Source organism: Amycolatopsis sp. NBC_01480, assembly GCF_036227205.1.
In the GTDB taxonomy this organism is placed as follows: domain Bacteria; phylum Actinomycetota; class Actinomycetes; order Mycobacteriales; family Pseudonocardiaceae; genus Amycolatopsis.
In genome coordinates this window covers 7497423-7523057 of the sequence record NZ_CP109442.1, presented here as the reverse complement: position 1 = coordinate 7523057, position 25635 = coordinate 7497423, and the positions used below count along the sequence as shown (strand labels likewise).

At 73.1% G+C, this 25635-nt stretch carries 15 protein-coding genes and 1 pseudogene; 4 read left to right on the top strand and 12 right to left on the bottom strand.

The features are described 5' to 3' along the window. Nucleotides 1-7 precede the first annotated feature (7 nt). The 3 genes from OG371_RS35585 to OG371_RS35575 are packed head-to-tail and all read right to left on the bottom strand — an operon-like array spanning nt 8 to nt 7598. On the bottom strand, nt 8-2140 hold the full coding sequence (locus tag OG371_RS35585; protein ID WP_329060047.1) for a hypothetical protein: 2133 nt from the start codon (nt 2138-2140) through the stop codon (nt 8-10). After that, nucleotides 2137-5460, bottom strand: coding sequence for a putative baseplate assembly protein (locus OG371_RS35580; protein WP_329060046.1), 3324 nt, complete (start codon nt 5458-5460; stop codon nt 2137-2139). The genes OG371_RS35585 and OG371_RS35580 overlap by 4 nt, the downstream gene beginning before the upstream one ends. Then, nucleotides 5457-7598 carry a putative baseplate assembly protein gene (locus tag OG371_RS35575; protein WP_329073364.1) on the bottom strand — a complete coding sequence of 714 codons (2142 nt, stop codon included), beginning with the start codon at nt 7596-7598 and terminating at the stop codon, nt 5457-5459. The genes OG371_RS35580 and OG371_RS35575 overlap by 4 nt, the downstream gene beginning before the upstream one ends. A gap of 314 nt (nt 7599-7912) precedes the next feature. Here OG371_RS35575 and OG371_RS35570 point away from each other — a divergent pair, with 314 nt between their 5' ends. Next, on the top strand, nt 7913-8386 hold the full coding sequence (locus OG371_RS35570) for a hypothetical protein (protein WP_329060045.1): 474 nt from the start codon (nt 7913-7915) through the stop codon (nt 8384-8386). On the opposite strand, the pseudogene OG371_RS35565 reads toward OG371_RS35570, so the two are convergent. The 3 genes and pseudogenes from OG371_RS35565 to OG371_RS35555 all read right to left on the bottom strand — a co-directional run. Next, nucleotides 8356-8922, bottom strand: a pseudogene (locus OG371_RS35565) (AAA family ATPase); the annotation flags it as partial. The gene OG371_RS35570 and the pseudogene OG371_RS35565 overlap by 31 nt on opposite strands. Nucleotides 8923-9384: 462 nt before the next feature. Continuing rightward, nucleotides 9385-12552 (bottom strand): lantibiotic dehydratase, encoded by a 3168-nt coding sequence (locus tag OG371_RS35560; RefSeq protein ID WP_329060044.1) that lies wholly within the window; start codon nt 12550-12552, stop codon nt 9385-9387. A gap of 5 nt (nt 12553-12557) precedes the next feature. Then, the gene (locus OG371_RS35555) at nt 12558-12728 is read right to left on the bottom strand and encodes a hypothetical protein (protein WP_329060043.1); all 171 of its coding nucleotides are present in this window, start codon (nt 12726-12728) and stop codon (nt 12558-12560) included. 149 nt (nt 12729-12877) lie between these two features. Between OG371_RS35555 and OG371_RS35550 the strand changes: the two genes are divergently transcribed. Further along, nucleotides 12878-15826, top strand: coding sequence for an AfsR/SARP family transcriptional regulator (locus OG371_RS35550; protein ID WP_329060042.1), 2949 nt, complete (start codon nt 12878-12880; stop codon nt 15824-15826). A gap of 205 nt (nt 15827-16031) precedes the next feature. Here the strand turns inward: OG371_RS35550 and OG371_RS35545 are convergent, their stop codons facing one another. Next, nucleotides 16032-16955 carry a trypsin-like serine peptidase gene (locus OG371_RS35545; RefSeq protein ID WP_329060041.1) on the bottom strand — a complete coding sequence of 308 codons (924 nt, stop codon included), beginning with the start codon at nt 16953-16955 and terminating at the stop codon, nt 16032-16034. A 114-nt stretch (nt 16956-17069) separates the two neighbouring features. Between OG371_RS35545 and OG371_RS35540 the strand changes: the two genes are divergently transcribed. Further along, entirely contained in the window at nt 17070-18395 is a 1326-nt protein-coding gene (locus OG371_RS35540) for an FAD-binding protein (protein ID WP_329060040.1), read from the top strand. A gap of 3 nt (nt 18396-18398) precedes the next feature. On the opposite strand, the gene OG371_RS35535 is transcribed toward OG371_RS35540, so the two are convergent. From OG371_RS35535 to OG371_RS35515, 5 genes are read right to left on the bottom strand one after another with little or no spacing between them, the layout of a single operon-like run. Further along, nucleotides 18399-19985, bottom strand: a complete 1587-nt coding sequence (locus OG371_RS35535; RefSeq protein WP_329060039.1) for an ABC transporter ATP-binding protein — start codon at nt 19983-19985, stop codon at nt 18399-18401. Continuing rightward, nucleotides 19982-20809, bottom strand: coding sequence for an ABC transporter permease (locus OG371_RS35530; protein ID WP_329060038.1), 828 nt, complete (start codon nt 20807-20809; stop codon nt 19982-19984). Before OG371_RS35530 ends, OG371_RS35535 begins: the two co-directional genes overlap by 4 nt. Beyond that, the gene (locus OG371_RS35525) at nt 20806-21720 is read right to left on the bottom strand and encodes an ABC transporter permease (protein WP_329060037.1); all 915 of its coding nucleotides are present in this window, start codon (nt 21718-21720) and stop codon (nt 20806-20808) included. The genes OG371_RS35530 and OG371_RS35525 overlap by 4 nt, the downstream gene beginning before the upstream one ends. Nucleotides 21721-21743: 23 nt before the next feature. Then, nucleotides 21744-23381, bottom strand: coding sequence for an ABC transporter substrate-binding protein (locus OG371_RS35520; RefSeq protein WP_329060036.1), 1638 nt, complete (start codon nt 23379-23381; stop codon nt 21744-21746). Continuing rightward, nucleotides 23378-24184 carry a hypothetical protein gene (locus tag OG371_RS35515; RefSeq protein WP_329060035.1) on the bottom strand — a complete coding sequence of 269 codons (807 nt, stop codon included), beginning with the start codon at nt 24182-24184 and terminating at the stop codon, nt 23378-23380. Before OG371_RS35515 ends, OG371_RS35520 begins: the two co-directional genes overlap by 4 nt. Before the next feature lie 134 nt (nt 24185-24318). Here OG371_RS35515 and OG371_RS35510 point away from each other — a divergent pair, with 134 nt between their 5' ends. Continuing rightward, on the top strand, nt 24319-25533 hold the full coding sequence (locus OG371_RS35510; protein ID WP_329060034.1) for a cytochrome P450: 1215 nt from the start codon (nt 24319-24321) through the stop codon (nt 25531-25533). Nucleotides 25534-25635 lie beyond the last annotated feature (102 nt).

Genomic DNA, 25635 nt, shown 5'->3' with positions numbered 1-25635 from the left:
CGGTCTCCTAGGTGGCGAACAGGATGCCGGCGTCGCTGCCGGCCGGGGTGTACTCGTCGAGGCGCAGCCGGAGGTCGTCCTCGCGCTGCGGCTGGAACAAGTCGTGGAAGGCGCCCATTTCGGAGCTGTCGTCGGCGCCGCGGCGGATCTCGCCGGGACAGCTCAACGCGAGCTGCGCGTAACCCGGCGTGCCGTAGCGAGCCGAGGTGAACCGCGGCACCACGCGGGCCGGATCGCCGGAATGCTCCGGCTCGCAATGGAACCGGGGCGGTGTGCGCGAGCCCTCCGGCAGCCAGCAGAAGCGCACACATCCGTTCTGCCGACGGGCGATCCGCACCACACCGTCCACAATGGAGTTCTCGATCAGCCCGGCCGCGTGCGCGAGCACCGAGCCGAACACGGTCGTGCGCCGGGCGTTGAACTCCGCGTACGCCGGGGTGTCGTCGGGCCCGCACACGGCGGCGAGGCCCGCTCCGGCGGCGTCGAGAATGCTGTCCGACAGCCAGATCCGGTTGGGCTCGTGGTGTGCCTCCTCGGCGTTGACCAGGATCGTGCCGAGGATGCTGTGCTCCACCTCCAGGCAGACCGGGGTGTCCACCAGCTCGATCCCGGCCTCCTCCTCGTGGCACGGGCAGCAGTCCTCGTCGAGGTCCCAGCCCGGCACCAGCGTGCAGTGCCGCACCACGAACTGCCCGACCGGCCCGTCCACCCGCACGCTCCGCCCGGTGATCAGCAGCCCGTCGAACACCACCCGCGGCAACGGATCGGTCGCCGCGCCCTGACCGGTTCCGTGGAGCCGCAACGCGTCCGGACGGTTGCTCGACCAGTCCAGCAGCCGCAGCACCGGCCGCGTGCCCTGCGCCGCGCGCAGGGTCAGCCGGTCACCGCGGTCCAGCGGGATTTCGAGCTGCTCCTGATACGCCCCGCTGTCGGTGATCTCGATGACCCCCTCACGCAGTCCAGCGTCGGTTTCCTTGTCGTGACGCCATTCCTCGACCGCCTCGGTGATCAGCCGATGGTGGCCGGGCCCGACGTAGTAGACCTTCTTCGGCGACGCCGGGTCCACCGGCCTCGGGTACTCGCCGCCGCCCATATCCGCGGAAAACCCGTAGTGGCAGGAAACCCACACCCCGTCGTCCGGAGCTTCGCGGGCCGGGAAGGAGATCCGGCCGAGCACCGGGTCCACCGCCACCTGGCCGCGGCCCGGCCGGTAGCGCCAGCCGGACAGGTCCGCAGGCACGATCGCGCCCAGCGGCACCGGTTTCCCGTCCCCGAGGTGGATCGACAGGCTCTTGCCCGGCCCGTAATAAGCCGCGGTCCGCTCGGCAAAAGCGTGCCGCCGGATGAACGCGGGCACGTTCGTCTCGTCCGCGATGTGCGCCGGCGAGGGCTCCCGCTCCGGCTTGGTGATCAGCGGGGTGTTGTTGCCCAGAACGCTGAACGTGAAGTGGGTGCGGGCCCGGTCCTCGCAGTACGCGGGCGCGTCGGTGATCGAATAGGGCTTGAGCCGCCAGACGTGCAGCCCGATTTCCGGGATGTCGTACCGGCCGGTGCCGCGCGGCGAGGTGATGCTCCGGACCTCGGCGGTGTGGGCCAGCTCGTCGAACGGCCCGCCGAGCCGGTCGAGCGCGTCGGCGCGGCGCAGGTCGGTGAGCCGGCCGCGGGTCAGCCGCCGCCGGTCGGCCCGCGGGTCGCGGCCGTGCAGCCGGACCGCCTGCGTGACCCCGAGCAGCTGCCGGTATTCGACGGCGCGGGCCGGCCAGTCCGCGACGTCCGCCGCGAGCTGCTCCAGCAGGGCCAGCGTGCCCTTCCGGCGCCGGTTGCCGACGGTGTGCGCGACGTCGCGGCGGGAGGCCAGCGCGGCCAGCAACCGTTGGGCCGCTTCGGATCCCGTGGCCAGGGTCTCGTCCGCGCCGGGCAGGATCCGGTACCCGACCAGGTCACCGAGGTACGGCGCGACCCAGTCCTCGCAGGTTTCGACGAACCAGTCCTCGTACCGCGCGTCGAGGTCGGCGCCGATCAGGTCGGCCTGCTCGGTGATCACCCCGAGCAGCGCCTTGAGCGGGCCCGCGTTCTCCTCGTCGCGCCGGCGGTAGACCGAGGGCAGCAGCTCGTAGAGCCGGTCGGCGTTATGGGTCATGGGATCCTCACCAGAGTCAATGCTTCCGGCACGCTGTCCGGCAGGACGGCGAGCTGGGCGGGGCGGAGGCCGCGGAACACGGTAAGCCGGTCACCCCGGCGCAGCGCGCCCGGCTCCAGCCGCGGGTTGAGCCGGGCCAGCTCGTCCAGGGTCAGCCCGTGCCGCAGCGCGATCGTGGAAAGCGTGTCCCAGCCGTAGCCGTTGACGAAGGCCACCTCGTCGAAGACCTCGTCGAACCGCGCGCCGGCCGCGGGCACACACGGTTTCGCCTCGATGAGCCCGTCGACGATCGTGGCCAGGTCGATCGGCGTGACGTCGCCGGGGATCCCGTCGAACATGTCGACGTCGGCGTAGTCCACCCCCGGCACGGCCTGGATCGCGGCGAACACCTCGCTGAGGTACGCCGGTTCGCCGAGATTACGCCCGGCAAAGGAAAACCGGGCCAGCAGCGCCGCGCGGACGGCGGGCTCCACCAGGTCCCACGAGTAGTCGGGCAGCACCTTGATCCCGGCCCGCAGCACCAGCAGCACCTGGGCCCGGACCGCGACCCGGATGCCGACGCCGGGGTCGCCGTACGCGGCCAGCGCGGATTCCAGCGTGGTGAACAGGCCGGACGACGGGTCGATCCGTGCGTCGCCGGTCGCCGCGATGGTCACGTGCACGACCCGCTGCCCGCCGTCGGACAGCTTCACCGCCGCGGCCTTGCCGATCCCGGCCCGCGCGCGGGTGAAGTCCTCGTAGTCGCGGACCGACAGCAGCCGGTCGAGGGCCAGCATCCGCAGCGGGATGGTCCCGCGCGCGTCCGCCGGCCCGTCGCCATCGGCTCCCCCGCCGGACGCGATCGGATTGGTCACCGACCGGACGCCGAGCGCTCGGGCGGACAGCTGGGTGATCTGGCCCGCGTCCACGTTGCCGCTGTGCCCGGCGCCGATCCGGTAGTTCGCGGTGACGTTCTCCACCCCGGCCGGCACGCGGGAGCCGTGCACCCCGTCGCCGAACCGGACTGAACGGGAGCCGTCGGTGCCGACGCCGTCCTCGTAGTCGTGATCGGTCGGGCCCGAAAGAATGAGCCCGTCCGTCTCGTGCCAGCGCACGCCGGAAACGCGGGTGGTGAGCGTGCTGTCCGCGCCGGTCGGATTGGCCGAAGGCTGGAAGGTCAACGGGTTGTCCGCCGTGACCTGCCGCAACGGGAAGGTCTGGCCGGCCGTCCCCGGGTCGCCGCTGCCGAGCACCTCGGCGCGGGTCTCGCCCTGATCGGCCGCGACCACGTTGCCGTACAACGTGACCGTGGCCCGGCTGTACCGATAGGACAGAGTGGTGGCCAGGGCCAGGAACGTCCGCACGCTCGCGCCCGGGCGGGACGGCTCGACCCGCTGGCGGATGCCGGCCACCATGGTCAGCTCGGTCGCGAGGACGCCGCTGGTGTGCGGGACGTCGGTGCGCTCGCCGGACACCATCAGCCACCGGCCCGGGCGCAGGCCGTCGTAGAGCCGGCCCAGCTCGATCTCGTCGCCGAAGACGTCGCCGGTGATCGGGTCGCCGAGCGCGGTGAGCGCTTCGCCCTGGGCCCAGACGACGGCGCCCGCCGCGGGCGCGGGCTCGCTCGTCCGCAGGGTCAGCACGGTGACCTGCCGGGTGCCGACGGTCCTCGCCGCGCCGGGCGGGTTCGGCACGGTCACGTCCACGCTCGTCTGGGCGGCCGCCAGCACCGTCACGACGAGCTGGACCGCCGGGTTCCCCGCGGTCGCGGCGGATTCCAGCACCACCCAGCTGCCGCGGGCGATGCCGTCGTACACGTTGTCCAGGTAGACGGTGACGCTGCCGTCCGGGTCCGCCGGCGCCCCCGCCGGCCGGGCGGTGGTCAGCGCCCGGGTCCGGAACACCTGCAGGCCGGACAGCTCGGGCGGCGGCGCGATCCGCTGGTTCGCCCAGGCCTGGCGCAGGTTCGGCGCCAGCCGGGGGTCGGCCGCGACGAGCAGCTTTGGATGCGTGTCGGAGTCGGCGCGGAACAGGTCGTCCACCGTGGACTGAAGCTCGATCGCGTGCCGCGGCGGCCGCGACGGCTCCCGGCGCAGCCACGGCAGCACCGGGGTGAGCGCGACCAGCGCGGCGGCCCGGCCGCAATCCTCACCGCAGTTGGAACAGCCGCCATCGGCGCCGTCCATGGCCAGCAGCTGCGGCGAATTCGGGCAGACCAGGCCCTGGGCCAGCCGGTTCAGATAGTCCGCCTCGGGGTCGGTCTCGCGCAGGGCCTCCAGGCAGAGCTTCAGCAACGCCGTGTTCGCGTCGGCGACCGGCTGGACGTGCTGCTCGAACCAGTCCTGCACCGTGCAGCCCGCGTGCGCCCGCGCGAGGGCCGCCTGCTCGGGCAGCCCCGTGTTCAGCGCCGTGACGGTGCGGATCAGGTCATACGGCACGTCGGCCACGTCCGGCGAAGTGCCGAGGCTGGTGAGGTAGGCCCGGGCCGTGGTCAGCGCCTCGATCGTCGCCGCGGTCCACGGCGAGATCGGCGGCTTCGGGTCCCAGGACTGCGGGTCGGGCGGCGGCACCACCTTGGTGATCGCCATGAGCAGGTCGGAAATCGCCTGGTTCAGCTCATCGAGACCGCCGTCCGGGACGGTGAGGGTGACCGTGGTCCGGCCGGCCGCGAAGTCCGCGGCCGCCTGCTCGACGGTCCGGACCACCGGGGACGCCGTGCCGAAGAGCAGCAGCAGCCGGTCGCCGGTCTTGAGGTTGGCCGTCGTGCCTTCGACGCCCAGCTCACGCATCTGCTGGGCGTGGAAGGCGTCGAGGTCCACCGGCGCGGTCGTGGCGACCTGCAGGGTGTTCCACTCCTCGCGGGCCACCAGCTCGTCGGTGGTCTCGAAGGTCTGCGGCAGCTGGTTCTGCCCCGGCACGCTCTTGGCGCCCGAACCGGCCGGGATCACCGCCTTCGCACCCGGGTCGAGGCTGAACGCGAGGTGGGTCGTGGCGGCGAGCGCGGGCCGCGGGGTGTAGCCGACCAGCTTTCCCAGGTGTATCAAGGATTCCGGCTCGATCGCGGTGCGCAGGTAGCCCTCGTTCGCGAGCCGCTCCTGGTAGAAGGTCAGCACGTCGCCGACGACGGCCCAGCAGTCCAGCAGCGCGATCGCCGGGTCGTCCGGCTCCCGCGTGGTCAGCTCGGCCAGCGCGGGCCGGCTCGCGATCCGGGCCAGCATCGTCTCCCGGAACTGGCTGAACGTGCCGATCCGGGCGGACAGCGCGGGCAGGCCCGGCCGGTTGTAAGTCGAAGCGGGGGTCGTCTCGGCGGGGCCCCCGCCGCAGCCGCACGAACAGCTCATCGCCCACCAACCAGGTCGAGGGTCAGCCGCCCGTTCTCGGGCCGGCTCGGATCGTCGTCGAGCTGCGCCACTTCCAGCGGCCCGATCGGCAGCACGCCGGTGCCGAGCGCGGTGCCGGGCGGGCCGAACAGCCGGCCCAGCCGGGTCACCTCGGCGTGGCGGACGCCGGGCACCGCCGCGATGGCGGCGACCACCTGGCTGACCCGGACCGGGGTGCCGAAGGTGAGGTTGTCCGGGGCGAAGAACCGGCCGAGCACCCGGCGCAGCGCTGCCTGGACGTGCCCGGTCAGGTACTCGCTCAGCACCTCCACGTGCACGGCCAGGTCGAGCGGCACCATCGTCGCGGTCGACACCGCCAAGTCGTGGCCGATCCGCCGGTACGGGTACAGCCCGGAGCGGACCTCGTCGAGCAGCCAGTCCGGCGCGACCTCCGCGCCGAGCGGGTCGAGCGCGACCTGGGCCTCGTACCAGCTGCCGGTCCAGCGCAGATCGGCCGCGGCCCGTTGCACGGCGGGGTTCTGCCCGGCCAGCGTCGCGTAGTCGTCCGCGGTGACCGCGCGCAGCAGACGGTGCCGGACCTCCTGCGGCGCCCGCAGCCGGACCTCGGACACCGGCTCGGGACCAACCCCGCCGGTGGCGGGCAGCGGATTGCGGACCTCGCGGATGCCGCCTGCCGAAACCCGGCAGAAGACGATCCGGTTCACCGCCTCGCGGCCGACGTTGCCCGCCAGACCGGTGCCGACCCGCAAGGAAGCCGTAAGAGTGCCGTCCAGAGGGAACTTCGCGCCGTTACGGCCATCGCCGAAGCGCAGCGCCACCGCGCCGGTGTCGTTGAGCTCACCGACGAACACCCGGTCGGCCGGCCCGCTGTCCAGCAGATCTCGTTGCGGCAGCCAGGTTTCGCCGTTCCGGTCGGTCACGGTGACCGCGGGCAGCGCGGCGCGCGGGTCCGGCTGAGTGGCCGGGCCCGCCGGGCCGCGGAACGCCGCACTGTTCTCGTCCAGCGCGGCGCCTTCCGCGGCGCCCCAGCTCTGGCCGATCTCCCAGCCCTCGTTCGCCTCGGTGAGCACGTATCCCGCGCGGGCACGGTGGATCAGCTGCCGCAGCCGTTCCAGTTTGGTCTCGAGCAGGTCGTCGAACCGCGCGAGCAGGTACCGCAGCGCCCGGCGGGGATGCTCCCTCAGTTCGAGCCTGGCGACCAGCCGGGCGCCGAACAGCGCCGTCACAAAAGCAATGTCCTCATCGGACAGTTCGTGGCCCGAGCAGCTGTGCCACAACGCGGTCAGCCGGGCGCGCACGCGCTCGGGCAAGCCGATCAGCCACCGCGCCTGGGCGGCCGCGATGTCCACGGGTGAGGGGAACGGCGCGCTCTGCGTGACCGGCTGATGCGTCAGCTCCGGGGAGAACCGCACCGGCAACGGCGGGTAACCCGGTCGTTGCCCGGGCACGGACTCGTCGGGACAGCCGAAGTCCGGCGGGTCCGGGCAGCCCGGCTCCGTCGCTTCGGGCGGCGGCACGGCGTGACTTTCCGGCGCTCCGCCGCACCAGTCGATCCGCGCGCCGTGCTCGACCAGAACCACGTTGCCGCGGGCCACGCCGACCTCGAAGTCGATGCAGTCCGCGCCGCCACGGGCGTTGACACACAAGGGAAAGGTCAGCGCGTCCACCCGGTCCCAGGCCACTTCCAGCAGCGGCTGGTGGTACAGCTCGTCGGTGGTCTTGGTGACCGACGTCAGCCGGACCGCCTGCCGGTGGGTGTGGTCGGCGTCGGCGGGCAAGCCGCTCTTGGCACCGACCAGCTCCTCGAAGACCAGCACAGAACCGGGCTCGAGCTGCAGGACCCGGGCGCCGTCCGGCTCGCCGTCGGCCAGCGTGGCCGACGTGGCGCCGGCGGGCGGTGTCCGGCCGCCGCCCGCTGGCCCGGGCGAGCCCGACCGCGGCCGGCACGTTCCCGCGTTCGGCCTCCAGCAGCGCCTGCAGGTGCCGCCACGCGCGCAGCCGCTCGGCGTCCTGGCCCCGGCGCTCGCCAAGCGTGACCGCGGCGTCCAGCAGCGCGGCGGCCTCGCCGAGCCGGCCCCGCCCCTGCTCCACCCGCGCGAGGTCGACGAGCAACGCCGGCACCGCCTCGGGACGCGCACCCCGGGCCCGGCGCAGGGCCGCGGTGAGGTAGTCACCGGCCTCGTCGAGATCGCCCACGGTCAACGCCCGCCGCCCGGCGTCGCTGAACACTTCGACCGCGCGGGCCGCAGGAACGCTGTCGCCGCCGGCCGCGTAATGCGGCGCGGAGGCCACCGTGCTCCCGCCGCCACTGGCATCCAGCGCGACTCCGACGGCGACGTGCAGCGAGCGTCGTTCGGCGACGCCGAGTTCCCCGTAAACCGCTTCGGCGTACAGCGGGTGCGCGATCTGGTAATGCGGCTCGGCCCCGGACCGATGCTCGACGACCAGCCGAGTGCCGACCAGGCGGCGCAAAGCCGCGTGCAGCACCGGCGAGTCCAGCCCCGCGACCGTGCCCAGCACCGGCGCGCGGCCGTGCACCCCGGCCACCGCGACCACTTCGAGCAGCCGGCGCTCGGTCTCGCCGAGCAGGTTCACCTGTTCCAGCACCACATCCCGGATCACCGCGGGCAACGGGCCGGACGTGCGCCCGGTGGCCAGGTGCCGGGTCAGCGCCACCGCGAACAGCGCGATCCCGGACGCCCGCGAGGTCACCACCCGCAGCAGCGCGGGCGAGGGCGGCGCGTCGAGCAGGTGCCCGACCAGTTCGGTCACCGCGCGGTCGGTCAGCGGGGCCAGCTCCAGCAGCCGGCCGGACGGATCGCGGCGGGCCGCCGCCGTCATCGCGGTGATCGCCTCGTTGGCCACACCCGAGCGGAAGCACGCGACCACCACCACCGGCAGGTCCCCGGCATTGCGGCCGATGTAATAAAGCAGCTCGATCGTCCCCCGGTCCGCGCAGTGCACGTCGTCGAGGAACAGCAGGACCGGGTGCTCGGCCGCGAGCCGCCGGGTCGCCGCCAGCACGGACTCGTACATCCGGGTGCGCTGCAAGGCCGGGTCCCCCGTGGCCGGCGCCTCCGGCCGCAGCCCGGGGAACAGCACGCCGAGATCCGGGGTCCCGGCGCTGGACGGCCCACTCAGGTGATCACGGAACGCCTGCACGATCGGCGCGTACGCCAGCCCGGACAGCAAGGGGTCGGCCCGCCCCTCGACGATGGTGAACCCCTTGCCCCGCGCCAGCTCGACCGCCTCCGCGGCCAGCCGCGACTTGCCGATCCCGGGCTGCCCGCACACCAGCACCCCGCCGCCGCGGCCCGATTCCGCGGCCGCGATCGCCTCGGCCAGCACGGCGAACTCGGTCTCCCGGCCGACCAGCGGGGTACTCGACGCCGGCCCGCGAGGCACCGCGCGGAGCGGACTGTCCTGGGGCGGATCCACCCGCCCGGCCACTACCGTCTCCATGTCCCAGCCTCCCGGGGAGCAGACGAACGGATCATACTGTTCGCCCTCAGCCAGCCGGAGGGAATTTTCCCCCCGGGTAAGAGAGGCCCAAACCGCCCGGCTGATACATCCGTGTGAAAGCCGGGCGGAGTTTCCGTCTTTTGCCGCAAGAAGGGTCACGCACGGTGCGAAAAGCGGCGTTATCGGAGCTTTTGGCCACTGTCGCGGGTATTCCGCCCAGCCCGCCGGCGCCACCTGGCGAGCCACAGTTCACCCGCTTGGCCGAGTGAGCCACGGCCGTCCGCGCGGCAAACTCACCCGTACGGCCGCAGCACGGGGACGGAAGGCACCCGCTGCCTTTCCCCGACCGGCAGCGGCCGTCTTTTTGGTATGCCAACCGTGCCGGGCCCGCGGAATTGTCGTCCACAGTGGACCCCAAATACCCCGGCCGCGAATAACGCGCCGCCGATGGCACCGAGGGCCCTAGATAGTCCGGCTCCGGACCGTCCGCAGCGCGTGCCACCACAGCCGGTGGGCCGCGAGTTCGAGTTCGCGGTCGGTGCCCAGCAAACGGTTGACTTGCATGTGCGCGACGCCGCCGACGACGGTGTGCTCCGCCGTGGTCAAAGTGCCCGCCGCCGCTCTCACCAGCGCCCCGGCTTCCGCGAGCGAAGCCGCCTGAGCGTCAAACACTTCGGCCAGTTCCGCCCGCACCTTTTCGGCCGGTGAGCCGGGCCGGGCCTCGGGGGCGAGCAGGTCGGCGAGCAGGCGACGGTGCGGCCGCGCCGGGTCGTTCTCCGTGCCGGGCCGGGGAACCGCGGTCGCGCGGGCCAGGCGCTGGTCGAGGTCAAGGCCCCAGTTCCGGTACACGTTGTCGAGCAGGTAACCGGCCACGACCAGCCGGGGCAGCTCGTCCGGGCCGGGCTCGGCGAGGAACCGCGCGGTGGCCGCGCTGCTCGCGCAGAACACCCGCTCGACGGCAGCCATGGTGTCCGGGCCGCCGTAGCGGATCAGCTCCGGTGAATAGGTGCCGATCACGAAGTCCGCGGCCAGCCCTTCGCCGACGAGTTCGCGGGCCCACGCCGTCCAGCCGGCGAACAGCGCGGCCGCGTCGTCCAGCCCGGCGCGCACCCGGATGCGCAGATGCGGCGCGGGATCGGCGTACCGCAGGTAGAACCACTGCTCGCCCGGGCAGACCGGTGGTTTGGACCACATCCGGCCGAGCACCGGGTCCATCGCCGCCTCGGCCGTGTACAGCTTCAGCGACAGCCACTCCCCGCCCGGGAAATGCCGCCGCGGACGCCGGCACGCAATCAGCGCCGCCTGCGGGACCACGGGCGCGGCCGGCCGGGGCGCCGACTGCGTGCTCAGCGGGATCACCACCTCGCTGACGTGCCGTCGGCCGCCTGCCCCGGAAACCCACAGCTCGTCGAAGCCCGGGTACATCTCCTGCACCGGCAGCCAAGTGAGGCCGCGCTCCGCCGCGCGGGCCAGCTCGGTCCGAAGCTCCATTATGGACGGTTCGTGGTCCAGGTCGAGCAGCAGCCGGCGGTCCTGGTCGGTCACGTACACCCACCGCGGGACCTGCCAGCGCGAACGCCAGGTGCGCACCGCGGCGGCCAGCGCCTCGTCGCTTTCCAGCGCTTCCCGGCCGAACGTAGCGGAAACCTCGATGTTCCACTGAGCGAGCCGCAGCACGATCCGGCCGCGCCGGACCCGCGGCAGGAACGGCGCCGTCTCCAGGCTCCCCCAGTCGAAGCCGGCCGGGGCCCACTCCCCGTCCTGCGCGCTTTCCAGCAGGAACCGGCACACGTCCGGGGCGGCCTGCGGGTTGAGCATGTGCCCCTGGTGGATCCGGATCCGGCGGCCGAGCCGGGCGGAGTACACCGCGAACCGGTCGCCGTCGAGGCCGATCACGATGTCCCGCAACGGGATCACCCGGTCCGCCGGGACCGAGGGCGTGACGTTGACCGGGATCTCGTGGCTCCGCATCAGCGGGTGCACCGTGACGTTCGCGGCCCGGCCCTGCACCGGCAGGTAACTCAGCTCCGCGTGCACGACGCCGGGCTCGGCGGTGGCGTCCTGGGCCAGGAGGTGTTCACGCACCTGGTCCTCGGCCGGCCCGGGCAGCAGGTGGACGAACCGGCCCACCATGCGGCCGGAGAGGGCGAACGAGCCCGCCGGCAGCACCGCGCTCCACTCGCCGCGCAGGATCGCGTCCGGGGAAGCGGCCGCGATCTGCACCGTGACGTCCAGCCCGGGCGCCGGCGGACGGCGGTCGTCACTGGGCCGCTCGGGCATCAGCGCGGCGAAAACCGGGTCCGCCACATCGATTTCCCGTTGACCGGTACGCAGGGCCTCGGCGAACAGCGGCACCGCGTACGGCCGGTCCCGCGCGGGCACGGGCGGGATCGCGGCCGCGAACATCTGCGCCCCACCGGGATTGAGATAGCCCGACGGGCTGCCCAGGCCGTGCTCGGGGCTCAGCAGGTCGGCCAGCGGGACCAGCCCCTCCGGGCCGTACCGCTCGGTGAAGGCCATCCGGTAGTCCGTCAGGTGCGGGAACCGCGGCGCCGGCCCGATCGCCCGGCCGAGCCAGGCCACCGCGTCGGCCACCTCGAGCGCCACTTGCGCGGGCACGGTGGCGCCGTCGACACTCAGCGCGGCGTCGACCTGGCAGGTGCGGCCGGTCCTGTCCGGGAGCAGTTCCCGTTGCGCCGAAAGCAATTCCCGCATCGGCTCCCGCATTGACACCGGTGGCGAAAGCGGTTTCTCGTCACACCGGGCCATCAGCGTGCTCACCCGCTGCAGCGCCTGGTGGGCCGCGCGGGCCGGGGGCACCCGGGCGAGGACGTCGAGGACGTGCTGCTCCGGTCGGGGCTGGTTCAGCGGCGGGCGCAGGTCCGTGATGAGGAAGCGCAGCTCGTGCAGCCGTCCGACCAATGCCTCGACGCGATTGCCCGGCACACCGGGGAATTCGGCGTCGACCCGCTCGAGGAGTTCCCGGTACGGCACCGGCGTGACGGCCTCGTCGAGCAGGTATCGGACCACTTCGGTGGCGCGCAGGGAAACGCCGCGCAGATCGTCCTTCCCGTAGACGTCCGCGGGCCGCAGCACCAGCCGCTCCCCCACCGGGTAGGCGAGCGGATTCGCGGTCAGGCGCAGGAACGGCAGCACGGCCGGGTCCGCTTCGACGGCCTCGACGACGTCCAGCAGCCAGCCGAGGTCCGCCCTGGTGTGCCGCCTGGGCGGACCGTCGATCACGGCCGCGCACTGCGCACCGAATTCACCCCAGGAGACAGCTGCGAAGAGGCCGAATGGCGTAGCCCGGGTGGACATCCGGGTCAGATAACGCAGCAGCCCGGACCGGAGCCGGCGCTGCCGGGTCGCGGCGACCTCGCCGCGGGCGTTGCGGTCGAGCGCGTCCACGAGGTCGGCGGAGGCGACGGTGAGCGCGGACCGGACCAGTGGGTCGCCCACCTGGTCCCACAATCGCGCGTCTTCGCCCTCGCCGGAGAGCAGCCGGCGGGCGGTGTCCGCGGGCAGTACCGGGGCGCGAAGCAGGAAAAATCCCGCGGGCCGATAGGAAAGCGGGGGCAGAGGTCCGCCGGCGGCCGCAACGGGAGCGGACGCCGACGGAACCACTGTCATGTCCGTCAGCGGCGCTGGCGGCCGGCTTCGTCGGCCGGCGGCGGCACGGCCGCCGGAATGGTCAGATCGAAGATAGTCAAATCAGTGGTGAGTGAACCGCCGCTGAAACTCGGCCGCCGCCGCGTCGGCTCGTCGATTCGCACGTCCAGATTGAACCAGCTGTCTGCTTCATGCATGGTTTCTCCCCTGAATCTGCCGGTGACGCGGGCGAGCCTAGCAGGCCACCACCACCGGTTCACCCCGTTTCGAAACGGTTACGGCACACGGTCCACCGACGACGGTAAAGTCGGCTTCGGAATGCGCGGAAGTGGGGAAGGAGCTCGGCTTGGAGTTCGGGCTGCTCGGTTCCCTGCAGGTGCGCGGCACACTCGGGGGAATTTCCCCGCGGCCGTCCCGGCAGGCGGTCCTGCTGCTGACCCTGCTGTCCCGCGCCAACTCCCCGGTCTCCATCGGGGAACTGGTCGAGGCGGCGTGGGGCGAGCACCCGCCGGCCGCGGAGAACGCCGCCGTGCACACCACGATCAGCCGGTTGCGGCAGATGCTGTCGGTTTCCGTCGATCCGGCCGGCTACGACCGGATCGTCACCGACACCATGGGTTATTCGATCCGGGTCCTGGACGGCGAACTCGACGCTTCGGTCTTCCGCGGCCTGGTCGCCGAAGGCCGGGCCTCGCTGGAAAACGGCCGTGGCGCCGAGGCCGTGGTCACCCTGGAACGCGCGCTGGACCTGTGGCGGGGCAGCACCGCGGCCAGCGGGATGTCGGGCTGGTTCGTCGAATCGCTGCGAGCGCCGCTCGACGACCTGCGCCTGTCCGCCACCGAGGACCTGGCGCGGGCGCGGCTGATGATCGGGCAGGCCGGCGCCGTCGCCGAGGAGCTGCGGGGGCTGGTCACGCGGCACCCGTTCCGGGAACGGCTGTGGGAGCACCTGATGCTCGCGCTTTACCGCACCGGCCGGCAATCCGAGGCGCTGGACGCCTTCCACGAGGCGCGCCGCACGCTGGTCGACCAGCTCGGCATCGAGCCCGGGCCGGAGCTGTGCGGGCTCTACCGGCGCATCCTGGACAACGACGCGGCGCTGCTGGACGTCTCGACCGCCGATCCCGGGGCGGCCGTGATCACCCGTGCCGTGCCGCGCCAGCTGCCGGCCGACGTGGTGAACTTCGTCGGGCGGGAACGGGAACTGGACCGGCTCGACGCACTGGCCGCGGCGGACGGCGGCGGCCCGATGGCGTTTGTGGTCGACGGCGGGGCGGGCATGGGCAAGACCGCGCTCGCGGTCCGCTGGGCGCACCGGGCCCGCGGCCGCTTCGAGGACGGCGACCTGTACGTCAACCTGCACGGGTTCGACGCGACCGGTGCCCCGACCGACCCCTTCGAGGCGCTCGACCAGCTGCTCCGGGCCCTGCACATCAGCCCGCAGGAGATCCCCCGCGGCCTGGAGGAGCGGGCGGCGCTGTACCGGACGGCGCTGGCCGACCGCCGCATGATCGTCGTGCTGGACAACGCGGCCGACGCCGAGCAGGTTCGCCCGCTGCTGCCGGGATCCTCCTCGTGCGCGGTCATCGTGACGAGCCGCAAGCGCCTGTCCGGACTGGTGGCGCGGGAGGGCGCGGTCCGGCTCACCCTCGGCGAGCTGGGCTCGGACGACGCGGCCGCGCTGGTCCGCCGGATCAGCGGGCCGGCCCGCTCGGACGTTTCCGGCGAGCCGCTGGACACACTGATCGGACTGTGCTGCCGGATCCCGCTGGCGCTGCGCGTCGCCGCGGAACGGCTGACCCTGCGCCGGCACGGCACCCTCGCCGACCTGGTCGACGAGATCGGGAGCCGGCAGAGCGCCCTGTCCACGCTCACGTTGCCGGAGGACGCGACCAGCTCGGTCCGCACGGTCTTCTCGTGGTCGTACTCCATGCTGGGCCCGGCTTCGCGCCGGATGTTCCGGCTGCTGGGACTGTTCCCCGGCGGGCACACCGGCGTCCCGGCCGCGGCGGCGCTGGCCGGGGTGAGCGTGGGCGAGGCGCTGGACCTGCTGGAGTCGCTGGTCAGCGTGCACCTGCTGGAGGAGGTCGCGGACCGCCGGTACCGGCTGCACGATCTGCTGCGCGATTACGCGCGGGAGCAGGCCGAGCTGGAGCCCGCGGACACCGAACCGGACCGGGCGCTCACCCGCCTGGCCGGCTGGTACCTCAGCACCGCACGCAATGCCGTCCTGCGCCTCCTGCCACCGTCACGGCCGCGAAAGGCGGTGCCGGTGCGGCAGGAGCCCGGGATCGAACCGGTGACCTTCGGCAGTTACCGGCAGGCGCTGGACTGGTGCGAGACGGAGCGGGTCACGCTGATCGCCGTCGCCGACCACTGCGCGCGGCACGAGGTGCACGACCTGGCGTCCCAGCTGCCGGCCGCACTGTGGGGGTTCTTCCAGGTGCGCGGCTACACCGGCGACTGGATCACCACGCACCAGCGCGCACTGGGCTCGGCCAGGGCGATGGGCCCGGCGGTGGAGGCACCGACCCTGTGCAACCTGGGCACGGCTTATCTGGAGGCATACCAGTTGGATCGGGCCGCCGAGTACCACCGGCGTGCGCTCGCGCTCGGCACCGAGCTGGGGGACGTCTGGGTGGTGGGCGTGTCCACCGCCAACCTCGGCGAGGGCTCCCGGCGGGCCGGCCGGTACGAGCTCGCCCGGACCTACTTCGAACAGGCGCTGGCGCTCGGCGAAGAGAACGGGAACCCCTGGCTGTACGCGTTTTCGCTGGCCAGCCTCGCCACCGTGGCCAGCGCGATGGGCGAGCACGACGAGGCGATCGAGATGTACCACCGGACCCTGGTCCTGCACCGGGAGCACGGGGACCACTACCAGGAGGCGCGGTGCCTCCAGGGCCTCGGCGACGCGTACCGCAGCGCGGCGAACCCCCGCGAGGCCAAGGACTCCTACCTGCGCGCGCTCGTGCTGTGCCAGGAGATGGGCAACGGGCTGGACACCGCCCGGATCACCTACAGCCTGGCCGAAATCGAGCTGGAGCTGGGGCAGGACGCCGAGGCCGAAGCGCACTTCAAGGCCGCGGACGAGATCGCCGGCCAGCTGGAGGACTCGCACCGGGCGTTGCTGCGGGACCGGTTCCGCGAGCGCCGGGACCAGCCGGGCCCTGCGAACTCTGCGGGCTCTGGGGACTCCGTGGCCTCTGCGGCCTCCGCGGACTCTGGGACCTCCGCGGACTCCGCGGACTCCGGGGGCTCGGCGGACTCCCGGGACCCGCAGGACTTGCCGGGCTGAAACCCGCCCCGGGTGCCGCACTGTCAGGCAACTGTAAGCGGCCGTCGATAACGTTCACCGGGTCCGGCCGGCGAGCCCGGCCGAGCCGAAACGATTGCAGGCGCTTCCTCCCGCCGTTCGCCTGCGGATCAGCGGCGGTGTCGTCGGGCGGGTGCCCATTCACTGGGGGTGGCACCCGCTCGACGGCCTTCCCGCCGGGCCCGGCTCAGAGCGCGCCGGCGCGCTGGTAGAGCGCGCGCACGGCGTCGCTCAGTTCCGCGCCGGACAGGTTCTCGGTGACGCCGTCGACGTCCATCGAGCCCCGGCTGGTGACCGCGTAGATGGTGCCCTTGCCGGTCGCGGGGTCGAAGTTCCGCAGCCACGGGCCGCCGCTCGACCCGCCCGCGAGGTCGCAGTCGGTCGTCCAGTCGGCGGCGGCCGAGTTGGTCTCCAGCGTGGCCGGCCGGGTGCACGAGACCAGCGCCTCGCCGTGGGCCAGCTGGGACACCGGGTAGCCGAGCATGGTCGTGTCCACCGGCCCAGTCACCTTGTCGAACGAGATGTCCTGGGTGCCCACGACCTCGGCGACGTGCTTGCCGCCGACCGGGTCCACGGCGATCACCCCGTCGTCGTCGAGCGCGCTGGAGGGCCCCTGGTAGGTGTCCGACCAGCCGAACGCGCGGGCCGCGAACATCCCGTGCGGCTGCTTGCCGTGGTCGTAGCCGGGCACGAACACCATGTTCGTCATCGTGATCGGCTGGTCGTTGCGGTCGGTGCCGCCGTCGAGGCAGTGGCCCGCGGTGAACAACACGTCCTGGCTGGGGCTGGGCACCACGGTCGCCGTGCAGGACTCGTCGCCACCGGGCACCGCGGTGAAGAACAGCCGCCCGACGCCCGCGGGCACCGGGCCCGGCCACAGCTTGCCGATCTTCTCGGCCGGGGGCAGCCCGTCGAACTCGCCCTGCTGCTTGATCCGCTCCGGCGTCCAGTAGGACAGGGCCGCCGCCCGGTCCCCCGCGGCGATCGTGGTCACGACCTGCCCGTCGGCGGCTCTCGCCGCGGCGGCCGGGGCGACGGTGACCGCCAGGGCGACACCGAGGACGGTCAACACCGCGCGCGGGCGCATCAGGGCCCGTGACATCTCGCTCATACCGGGTGGACGCGACCGGCCCGGCCAGGTTGCGCGGTCCCGGACTTCCTGCCCCATAAGGACTGCCGCCATGGCATCCTGGGCCCTCGGCCGACACGACGCAGGGGGCAGCGCATGACCGGAAGCCGGTTCGCCGGGCTCGACCTCGACGGCACCCTCCACACCGGACTCGCCGAGACGGCCTACGCCGCGGCGGACTTCGGCGGGATCGTCTCCCATGTCCCGGCCGCCGTGCTCCGCGCCGGCTCAGTCGAGGACATCAGCGCGGTGCTCAGTGTGGCCGCGGAGCACGGAATCCCCGTGGTGGCACGAGGACGCGGCCATACCAGCTACGGGCAGGCCCAGGTCCGCGACGGCCTCGTCCTCGACCTCGGCGACCTCGCCACCGTCCACCGCATCGAAAAAGACCACGTGGTCGTGGACGCGGGCATCACCTGGGACGCGCTGCTGGCCAAGACCCTGGAACACGGCCTCACCCCGCGCGTGCTCACCGACTACCTGGGCACGTCCGTCGGCGGCACGCTTTCGGCCGGCGGCATCGGCGGCACCAGCCACCGCTACGGCGTCCAGACCGACAACGTGCTCTCCCTCGACGTCGTCACCGGCGACGGCGTCCTGCGCACCTGCTCCCCCACCGAATCGCCGGACCTCTTCCACGCGGTGCTCGCCGGCTTCGGCCGGTGCGGGGTGATCGTGCGCGCCACCCTCCCGCTCATCCCCGCGCCCGGCCGCGTCCGGCGGGTCAAGGCCTACTACCCCACTGCCGCCGAATTGCTGACGCGCCAACGGGAACTCCTCGCCGACGGCCGCTTCGACTTCCTCCAGGGCGAGATCCTCCCGGGCCCCGAAGGCTGGCTGTACCTGCTCGACGCCGCCGTCTACTACACCGCGGCCGAACCCGACGACCGCACTCTGGTCGAGCGAATCGGCTACGACGCCGGCCGGGACACGATCGAAGACCTCGGCTACCGGGAGTTCGCCACCCGGCTCGACGACACCGTCACCTACCTCGAAAGCATCGGCGACTGGCAGGCACCGCACCCGTGGGTCGACCTGTTCCTGCCCGACCGCGCCACGGACACCTTCGTCGACGGCATCATGTCCGGCCTGACCCAGGCGGACCTCGGCGCGTCCGGGCTCATCCTGGTCTACCCCGTCCCGTCCGCCGTGCTGAACACCCGCCTGTTCCGCATTCCGGGCGGGGACACCATTTTCCTCGTCGCCGCGCTCCGCACCGCCGGATCGCTCGAAATCGCCCGCGAAATGGTCGAGAGCAACGCGCGCTGGTACGCCACCGCCCTCGATCTCGGCGGCACCCGGTACCCCATCGGCGCCCTCCCCTTCACCGGCGCCGACTGGAGAAATCACCTCGGCGAGACCTACCAGCCCCTGTTCGACGCCAAAGCCCGCTACGACCCCGGAAACCTGTTTCCCGCGTAACGGCTACGGTTCCCGCGCCGCGGATTGCGCCACCGAGAGCCGCGGAATCGTGTCGAGCAGTTCCCGCGTGTAGGCGTGCGCGGGCTCGGCGAACACCGACGCGGTCGGCCCGGCCTCGACCACCTCGCCGGCCCGCATGATCATCACGCGCTCGCAGACGTCGGCGACCACGCCGAGGTCGTGCGTGATGAACAGCAGCGCCACGCCGGTTTCCGCGCGCAGCCGGGCGAGCAGCTCCAGCACCTGGGCCTGGACCGAGACGTCCAGCGCCGAAACGGGCTCGTCGCAGACCAGGACCCGCGGCTCGGTGGCCAGTGCCCGGGCGATCGCCACGCGCTGCCGCTGGCCGCCGGAAAGCTGGTGCGCGCGCCGGGCCGCCAGCTCGGGGCTCAGCCCGACCTGGTCGAGCAGTTCGCCGACCCGGGCGCGGCGGGCGGACCGCGGCGCGGCCACCGCCTCGCCGACGATCCGGCCCACTGTCCATCGTGGATCGAACGCGGCCGTCGGGTTCTGCTGGACGAACTGGATTCCGCGCCGCCGCGCCCTTCGCCGCCGTTCCGGCTCGGCCGACCAGGCCCGCCCGTCGAGCAGCACCGTACCGGAGTCCGGCCGGATCAGCCCCAGCGCCACCCGCGCCAAGGTGCTCTTGCCGGAGCCGGATTCGCCCACCACGCCCAGTGCCTCACCCGCGCCGAGGCGGAACGACACGTCGTGCAGCGCCACCCGGCCCCCGCGGTAGGTCTTCCCCAGCCCGGTCGCGGTGAGCACCGGGGCCGCCGGCTCGGGCGCGGGGCGCGGCTGTCCCTTCGGGATCGCCTCGATCAGCTGCCGGGTGTACGGGTGCTCCGGCCGTCCCAGCACCTGGCCGACCGGCCCGGACTCGACGAGCCGGCCCGCGCGCATCACCAGCACGCGGTCGGCCAGCCGGGCCACCACCGCGAGGTCGTGGCTGATCAGCAGCACTCCCCAGCCCTGGTCCCGGTAGTGGCCGAGCAGCTCGAGGATCCGCTCCTGCACCACGACGTCGAGCGCGGTCGTGGGCTCGTCGGCGATCAGCAGCCGCGGGCCGGCGGCGAGCGCCGAGGCGATCAGCGCGCGCTGGCGCAGCCCGCCGGAGAGCTCGTGCGGGTACTGCTCCGCCCGCGCCGCCGGATCGTCGATTCCGGCCTGCCCCAACAGGTCCAGCACGGTCCGGGACCGCGCCGCGGCGGTCTGCCCCGGCTGGTGTACCACCAGCGGCTCGGCGACCTCGGACCGCACCCGGCGCAACGGGTCGAGGCTGCTCAGCGCGTCCTGCGAGACCATGCCGATCCGCGAGCCGCGGACCTTCCGCCAGTCCGCCTCGTCGAAGGCGAGCGCGTCACGGCCTTCCACCTCCAGCCGTTCGGCCCGCACGCGCGCGTTCTTCCCGGCGAGGCCGAGCAGGGTGCGGGCGGTGACGCTCTTGCCCGAGCCCGACTCGCCGACCAGCGCGACGCACTCCCCCGCCGCCACCGCGAGGTCGACGCCGTCGACGGCAGGCTCGTGGTGGCCGTCGAACCGGACGCTCAGTCCCGTCACCTCGGCCAGGTACCCGGTGTCAGCAGTCATCGTTGCGCCCGCACCCTCAGTGTCCGGCCCAGCACCGTGCAGGTGACGACCACGAGCACCACGCTCAGCCCGGGGAACACGGTCAGCCACCACGCGATGCCGAGGAAGTCCTTGCCGTCGGCGATCATCAGGCCCCACTCCGGGGCGGGCGGCGCCGGCCCGAGGCCGAGCAGGCTCAGCCCGGCCGCGGAGATGATCGTCGTCCCGGTGCCCAGGGTGGCCAGCACCACGAGCGGGCCGGCGATGTTGGGCACCACGTGCCGGACCAGCGCGACCGAACGGCGCGCGCCCACCACCCGCGCCGCCTCCACGTACTCGGCGAGCACGACCAGCCGGGCCTGGGAGTACACCAGCCGCGCGTAGTTCGGCACCGCGGCCATGCCGATCGCGATCGCGACCCCGCCCGCGTCGCCGCCGATCACCGCGACCACCAGCAGCGCCAGCACGATCTCCGGGAACGCGAGCAGGACGTCGACCAGCCGCATCAGCGGGCCGGCCGCGAACCGCCCGCCCGCCACCGCGAGCGCCCCGATCACCAGTCCGCCCAGCACGCCGATCACCGTCGCGCTCATCGCGATCTTCAGCGACGCGCCGGCCCCGTAAACCACCCGCGCGTAGACGTCGCGGCCGAGCTGGTCGGTGCCGAAGACGTGCGAAAAGCTCGGGCCTTCGAAGGTGTGCAAGAAGTCCGTCGCCGAAGGCGATTGCGCGGTGAACATCCCCGGGAACAGCACGACCAGCACCAGCACGCCGAGGATGGCCAGGCAGACGGCGACCGGCAGGTTCACGGACTTCGCGCGCGTCGCGAGGGGGACGGCCGTCACCGGTCCGCCTCCGCTCGCAGGCGCGGGTCGACAACCGGCAGCACCAGGTCGACCACCAGGTTGATCGCCACGAACGCGGTCGCTGAGAGCAGCACGACCGCGGTCACCACCGGCAGGTCGCGCCCCGCCGCCGCGGCGACCAGCACGCGGCCGAGGCCCGGGCGCGCGAACACGTTCTCGATCAGCACCGCGCCGCCGATCAGCATGCCGAGGATCCACCCGGTCAGGGTCAGCGCGGGCAGCAGGGAGTGGCGCAGGGTGTGGTTCAGCCGCAGCCGCCGGTCGGTCGCCCCCCGCGCCCGCACGGTCAGCGCGAACGGCATCGACTCCGCGGTGCGCACCTCCTGCGCCATCACCTGGGTCAGCGCCCCGGCGATCGGGAACGCCAGGGTGAGCGAGGGCAGCACGAGTCCGGCCGGGCCGGTGTCGCCGATCGCGGGGAACAGCGGCAGGGCGAAGGAGAACACCCCGAGCAGCAGCGCGCCGACCCAGAACGTCGGCACCGAGACCGAAAGCACGCTGAGCCCGGTGAGTACGGTGTCGGCCGCGCGGCCCCGTCCGGTCAGGAAAGCCGTTACCAGCACGGCGATCCCGGCGCCCAGCACCGCCGCGGTGACCGCGAGCTGGAGCGTCGGGCCGACCTGGGACGCCAGCAGGTGCGTCACCGGCTCGTCGCGCTGGTAGGACCAGCCGAGGTCACCCGAGAGCAGCGAGCGGAGCCAGTGCAGGTACCGGGTCCACAGTGGATCGTCCAGACCATACTCGGCGACGATCCTGGCCCGCAGCTCGGGCGTCGGCGGAGGGCCGGCGCCCAGGATCGCGGACACCGTGTCGCCGCGCAGCGAAAGCACCAGGAAGCACAGCGTCGCCGCGCCCCAGAGCACGAACACCCCCGAGGCCAGCCTGCTCACGACGTGGCGCGCGAATCCCCGGCTCACGAGTCGGCCAGCCACAGCTCGGCGAGCGCGGGGGTGCCGGAAACCTCGTACCGCACCCCGCGGACGCGTTCCGCGAGCGCCAGCGACCGGGGCGCGGTGTACGCCGGGATGGCGTACGCCTGCTCGATCACCCGGTGCTGGACCTGGCCGTACAGCCGGCTTTGCTCGTGCGGGTCGAGGGTGGCGCGGGCGGCGTCCAGCCACGCGTCGAGCTGCGGATCCCGCACCCGTCCCTGATTGCTGCCGCCTTCGGCCAGGAATCGCTTGGAGTGGAACAGCTCCCGCAGCACCGCCGGATCGGCCGAGGCCCAGGCGACCGACTTCACGTCGTACTCCCCCGCGATCACCCGGCTGGCGAACTCCGCGCTGTCGACCGCGGTCAGCACCACCTCGATGCCGGCCTTGCGCAGGGAATCCTGCAACGCCACATCGAACGTGCGCCGGTCCGCGGTGCTGTAATCGGCGGCGAACGGGAACTCGGCCCGCAGCCGCACCCCGCCGCGGACGCGGTAGCCGTCGCCGTCACGCTGGGAGTACCCGGCGCCGTCGAGCAGCCGCGCGGCCGTTTCCGGGGAATAGCCCCAGGTTCCGGCCAGATCGGCGGCGTAGCCCGGGGTCTTCGGGGTCAGCACCGACCAGGCGCGCTGGTACTCGCCGCGGAACACGCCCTTGACGATGGCGTCCAGATCGATCGAGGCCTGCACCGCGCGCCGCACCGCCGGATCGTTGAACGGCGGCCGGGAGACGTTGAGGTAATAACTGTACGGCGAGCCCGGGACCGGGTTCTGCTCGATCCGCATGCCGGCCTGCTTGCGCAGCGTGGACAGCCGGGCCGAGGGCATCTCGTCGGCCACGTCGACCTGGCCCGAGCCGACCGCGCCGACCCGGGTCTGGTCCTCCGGCAGGAACGACACCCGGTAGCCATCCACATAGGACTCACCCGGGTTGGGGCTGCCCGGCGCCGGCCAGCGGTAGCCCGGGCGGCGCCGGAACACCGCCTCCTGGTTGGGCACCACCGATTCCAGCGTGAACGGCCCGGTGCCGGCGAGGAACCGGCCCGACGCCAGCTCCTTCCCGTGCTCACGCAGCGACCGCGGGGAGATGAAGCCCAGGTAGGTGGTGCTCAGCGCGTACAGCAGCGAGGAGTACGGCTCGCTCATCCGGAGCACCACGGTGTGCTCGCCGGTGACGTCGACCTTCGCGAGCGGGCCGAGCAACGCCAGCGGGAAGCCGGATTTCGTGGCCGGGTCGAGGATGTGCGCGAGGTTGTCCCGCACAGCGGCGGCATTGAACGGCTCGCCGTCGGAGAACGTCACGTCCCCGCGAAGCCGGAAGGTGTAGGCCAGCCCATCCGGGCTCACCGTCCAGCCGGTGGCCAGCCAGGGCCGGAAGGTGCCGTCGGCGCCGTAGGAGACCAGGGAGTCGAAGACCGGGCGGAGCAGCACCGCGGTGATGTCGGTGGCGGCCACGTGCGGGTCCCAGGAGTCGGCCTGGGTGGCGACGGCGAACCGGAGCGTGCCGCCTTTCCGGGGCGGGCCCGAGGTGTTCAGCCGCTGCACCCCGCCGCAGCCGGCCAGCCCCAGCAGGGTGGCGCCGGACAGCGCGAGGAAGCTCCGGCGGGAGTGGGGGCTCATCGGCCGCGCAGGGCGGAGATGACCGGGGTGAAGCCGGCGACCATGGCCTGGTGCATGGAAAGCCGGCCGAAGCCGAGGTCACGCGCGTCGGCCCGGATCTGCCCGGCGATCTCTTCCACCGAGCCGAAAAGCGCGTGCGGCAGGTCCAGCAGCTCCTTCTCGGTGAGCGACGGCGCGGCCTGCGGGCGCAAGCCGGCCGCGGCCGCCGCCCGGTCGTCCGTGACCACCAGCTGCTTGACGCCGAGGTCGACCTCCATGGGCCGCCCGGCCAGCTCCCGCACCCGGCCGATCTGCTCGGCGATCCGGGCCCGGCTGTGCAGGTGCAGCCCGCCGCCGGCCACGATGTCCGCGCCGACAATCGACACGACGTCGGCCCGTTCCGCGGCCAGCGGGATGTCCTCGTCGGAGAACACCGCGAGCAGCACCCGCGGCCGGCGTTCGGGTTCGATGCGCGCCTCGACGGCGTCCAGCGCGGCGGCCACCGCCGCGGGACCGGCCTGCGGACCGGACGGCTGCGGCACGCCCAGCCCCAGCTCGAACCGGCCGCCGCTGAGGGTGATCGCGGTGTCGACCTCTCGGGCCAGCAGCTCGGGCGGCCATCGCGACGGGTCGACGAGGTAGGTCCCGGTGGCCGCGCCCGCGCCGGCCGCGACCGCGAGGGTCTGGAACGGCGAGCCCATGCCGGGGTGGTCGCTGGTCACGACGGTGTCGTAGCCCGCGTCGAGCGCGGTCTTGGTCGCGGACGCCCACTCGGCCGGCGGGGTGAGCAAGAGACTCGCGGCGAACCGGAGGTCCGTGGGCACCTGGCGTCCTCCACAACGGGCATTTCAGGGTTTCGCGGGGTCGGGCTCCATTCTCCGAAGCAGCGCCAAAGATCCGCTAAAGCCGCGCCAAGGACCGATTCCGCGCGCCGGTTTCCGTTCTTAGAGTGCGGACCATGACCAGCCTGAACCCGGCACCGCCGCGGGAGACCGGACTGCCCGAGTTCCCGATGCAGCGCACGTGCCCCTTCCAGCCCCCGCCGGGATACGCCCAGCTGCGGGCGGACGGCCCGCTCACCAAGGTCGCGCTGCTCGACGGGCGCGAAGCGTGGGTGGTGACCTCGCACGCGCTGGCCCGCGCGCTGCTCACCGACGCGCGGATCAGCTCGGACTGGGGTAATCCGGCGTTCCCGGTGCTGAGTCCGGTGCGCGGGGTGATCCAGAAGCAGACCGTGATGATCGGGATGGACGCGCCTGAGCACCCGCGCTACCGGCGGATGGTGATCCCGGCGTTCACCGCGCGGCGGATCAACGGCCTGCGCGAGACGCTCGACCGGATCGTCGACGAGCGGCTGACGGAGCTGCTCGCCGGGCCGAAGCCGGCCGACCTGGTGGACTTCGCGGTGTCCGTGCCGTCCATCGCGATCTGCGGGCTGCTCGGCATTCCCTACGACGACCACGAATTCTTCGAAACCGAGACGCGCAAGCTCGTGCTGCGCAGTTCCGCCGAAGAGGCCGGCGCGGCGCTGGGCAGCCTGCAGCGCTTCCTCGACGAGCTGATCGGCCGCAAGCTGGACGACCCGGGCGAGGGCCTGATCGACGACCTGATCGGCGGCCCGTTCGCCGAGGGCCGGATCGACCGGCCGACCATGGTGCAGATGTGCACGCTGATGCTGATGGCCGGGCACGAGACCACCGCCAACGTCATCCTGCTCGGCCTGCTGACGCTGCTGGAGAACCCGGCGGAGTTCGCCGCGCTGCGCGCCGAGCCCGACCTGGTGCCGGGCGCGGTCGAGGAGCTGATGCGCTACCTGTCGGTCGCCGAGACCATCCCGCGGGTGGCCACCGCCGACGTCGAGGTCGAGGGCGTGCTGATCCGGGCGGGCGAGCCGGTGCTGCTGGCCAACTCCGCGATCAACCGCGACTCCGACGCGTTCCCCGGGCCCGACCGGTTCGACGTGCGGCGCGCCCCGCGGGCGCACACCGGCTTCGGCTTCGGCGCGCACCAGTGCGTGGGCGGCAACCTGGCGCGGGCCGAGCTGGACATCGTGTTCCGCGCGCTGGCGGCCCGGCTGCCCGAGACCGTCCGGCTCGCCGTGCCCGCCGACGAAATCCGGCCGAAGGGGCCCGCCGGGCCGCAGGGGATCTTCAGCCTGCCGATCACCTGGTGACAAGTTCCCGTCCGTACCCGATAATGGGCGGCGGACGGTTTCCCCGCGCCCGGGACGAACGGCATTCGGCTCCCCGGGCGCGGCACTGGTGGTCCCGGCGGT